Source organism: Streptosporangium sp. G11 (assembly GCF_051192615.1).
Lineage (GTDB): Bacteria > Actinomycetota > Actinomycetes > Streptosporangiales > Streptosporangiaceae > Streptosporangium.
The window spans coordinates 1-2,921 of the sequence record NZ_JBPJUQ010000225.1; the positions used below are offsets into that span (position 1 = coordinate 1).

At 66.7% G+C, this 2,921-nt stretch carries 3 protein-coding genes; 1 reads left to right on the top strand and 2 read right to left on the bottom strand.

The window, feature by feature from the left end; translation table 11 throughout:
- Positions 1-68: 68 nt before the first annotated feature.
- Positions 69-1,340 (bottom strand): replication initiator, encoded by a 1,272-nt coding sequence (locus ACSDR0_RS49970; RefSeq protein ID WP_435296021.1) that lies wholly within the window; start codon positions 1,338-1,340, stop codon positions 69-71.
- 112 nt (positions 1,341-1,452) lie between these two features.
- Here ACSDR0_RS49970 and ACSDR0_RS49975 point away from each other — a divergent pair, with 112 nt between their 5' ends.
- Positions 1,453-2,325 (top strand): GntR family transcriptional regulator, encoded by an 873-nt coding sequence (locus ACSDR0_RS49975; RefSeq protein WP_435296022.1) that lies wholly within the window; start codon positions 1,453-1,455, stop codon positions 2,323-2,325.
- A gap of 40 nt (positions 2,326-2,365) precedes the next feature.
- On the opposite strand, the gene ACSDR0_RS49980 is transcribed toward ACSDR0_RS49975, so the two are convergent.
- Positions 2,366-2,737, bottom strand: coding sequence for a hypothetical protein (locus tag ACSDR0_RS49980; protein ID WP_435296023.1), 372 nt, complete (start codon positions 2,735-2,737; stop codon positions 2,366-2,368).
- Positions 2,738-2,921: the final 184 nt, after the last annotated feature.

Consider the following 2,921-nt stretch of genomic DNA (forward strand, 5'->3'; position numbering starts at 1 on the left):
AAACAGCAGACGCAGAAGGTCATCACACAATGGCCACGATGCCACCGCGATGACAATCCGTCACCCCATCACGAAAACCTTGCCAGATCCGAGAAATGGCCCCGAAAGCCCAGCATGTGCGCCCAGGGCCGCAGCCGCAGTGTGACCAACTCCGGACGTGCGCCCAGCTCCCAGCAGGTACGGATCATGCGCCGGGCGTGCTCGGTGACCGGCAGCGCGTCCAAGTGCAGACCCGGCTTGAGCCCGGTTCCGTGGCAGCGTTCGCAGGAGGCCATCAGCCGCAGCCGCCCCCGACCGCCGCAGGCCGGACACGACAGGCGGTGATCGACGGTGCCGGAGGCTTCGGCCCCCTTGGTGGCGTACTTGGCGATGTAGCCCGCCACCGCCCGCTCACTCAACCCGTCCGCGCTGGCGTCGAGCAGGATGGGCCGGATGTCGAGCTGATCACCCCAGACCAGATCCCGCCGTTCGAGATCACTCGCGGGCGTGGTCACGGTGACCCGCCGCACCGCTGGCGGGATAGACCGGGTGAGCAGGTGGTGATCAGCCCAGTCCGGCGGGGGTTCGCTCCCGCCTTCGGGGCCGTCGAGGCGGATGATGGCGTGAAAGTGCACCAGGCCGCGCCGCTGATACTCGGCGACCTTGGCGAACGACACCCGGACCTGCTTGCCGAACTCCTTGCGACTCAGCCCCGCCTGACTGGCCAGGGTGCGTCGCACTTCCAAGGTGAAGCGGTGCCACAGCGAGCCCGCGTGAGCCTGCCAGAGCACCGCGCCCACGTAGTCATAACAGTCACCGCAGATGGGTTGCCCGAGCCGTTCGTCCTTTGGCTCGTGGCGAGCATGGCAGCCGACCGGATGCCCGTGCTCACAAACCTTGTCGCGGTTGCGGGGACGGCAAGCCCGCACCGTCCCGTTCTTCTCCCGCCGGGTATGCACCGGACCGAAGGACGGAGCGGTCAAGGTGACGAACGCCCGAGGGTGCGCGCTCACCGTTTCCGGGATGCCCTTGCCGCCGGACAGGCCCGCGCGGATGAGGTGGAAGGTGTCGGCCTGGTAGACCTCCGAGCAGGCCGAGCACACGGAAGCCCGCCGGTTGCCGCAGGCCACCAGCAGATGCCCGGACGGCTCATCAGCGGTGCGGTAGGTGTGCAGGACTTCGCCGGTGTCGGTATTGACGATGGCCGACTCTCCGGCCAGGTGGATCGGGTTAGCGCAGCCGCCGGTAGCGGCCACCATCGACCGCCATCGGTCATAGCCGGGTGCGTTGAGCACCTGGACCAGATCGGTCATCCACTCCGGATGTCGTGCCTGTTGGTCGTGCTCGTTCGGTTGGTTCATGGTGACCACCCCCTCTCATGCAACACTGCCTGTACTACATGTTGCCTTGCGTTGAGGGTTTCATGCAACCTGTAGTACAAGTAGTTATGGAACTTCCCGAGAAGGAGCTGCTGTGGAGACCACCGAGGACAAGGACGTCCGCTGGCGCACCATCGCCGCCGACCTGCGAACCGCGATCCTGGACGGCCGCTACCCGCCCGGCGGAGCCCTGCCGAGTGAGCCGGAGCTGGTCCGCCGCTACGAGGTCTCGCGCCCCACCGTCCGCAAGGCCATCGACACCCTGGTCTCCGAAGGACTCGCCTACGTCATGCGCGGACGCGGCTCCTTCGTCCGCCCCATGCCCGAACGCCAAGTCATCCTCATCAGCCACCAGACCAGACCCGACCTGGCCGCCCCCGGCAACCACCCCGACATCCAAGCCTTCGGCTGGGACCTCGCCCTACGCGACGTCGACCCCGACACCCCGCTGTTCACCGGCGAGAAGATCACCGCCAACCGCGATACCGCGATCATCCTCGGCGTCCGCACCGGACACCCCGTCATCCACCGCCGCAGCATGTGGCACCGCGGCCACACCGCCCGCATCCACGGCGCCTCAGCCCGCCTGGAGATCAACTCCTACACCAACGCCGACATGCTCCCCGACTGGGACACCCCCAAGCGCTTCGACCAGTACCGCAAACGACCCGGCTTCTTCTACCAATCGCTCATCCGCGAACACGGCCCCATCCGCTGGATGACCCTGACCACCTCCCGCATCGCCTACGAAGACGAACGCACCCGCCTGGGCATGGACTACGCCGAAGCGCTCCTCATCATCCGCCGCACCATGGCCCACGCCAACGGCCACCCCATCGAGGTCACCGAGGTCAAAGCCCCCGCCAACCGCTACGAGATCGGCTACAGCGCCGAACTCGCCGACGACACCAACGCCGTATTCACCCCACAAGAACTCGCCGACAACGGCATCGCCCTCATCATCTAGCGCGGCATTAGGGGAATATGTTTCGGCAGGTCGCAGCGCGTTAACTCGCCTCAGTCTTGTCTTCGCCCTGCTCAGCCCGGTACTCATCCAGGAAGGCGAAGAACGCGTCCAAAGGCGTAGTGCCGGGTTCTACCTGGCGTTCGATCTCGGCCGCCCAGCCCAATGCGCTCGACCGGCCGTAGCGAGCGAGCCATTCGGAGAAGGGGCCGTTCGGCCACAGGTCGAACCGTTCCTTGACGCCGTGAACATCCAGCGCGAGCTTGTACCCGACCAGCATCGTTTCCAGCTCCCGGAGGGAGCCGTTGCGAATCCACATCCCTGGTCGACGTCGAAGCTCATCGAGGAAGCCGTACACGTCTCGCCACTCAGATACAGGCTTGACCTGTGGCGACGATGTCTCCTCATCTGGCACGGCTCCACACTACTGATCATTAGTGGCTCAGAGTTTCTTTACTGGTTCAAGGCGCCAGCGCTTCGCGCCGCCGCACGGCGGGACACGCCCCGCCGCCCCGGCACGGTCAGCGGGCCGGGCGTGCGGCCCTGGCGGCCGGTCCCGGCCCGCGCCAGCCGGGACGGCACGGCGTAAGCCCGCCGCC

Bases quoted from the DNA above. Each gene is read 5' to 3' on its own strand.
- ACSDR0_RS49970 (WP_435296021.1), bottom strand. From the start codon at position 1,340: ATGAACCAACCGAACGAGCACGACCAACAGGCACGACATCCGGAGTGG.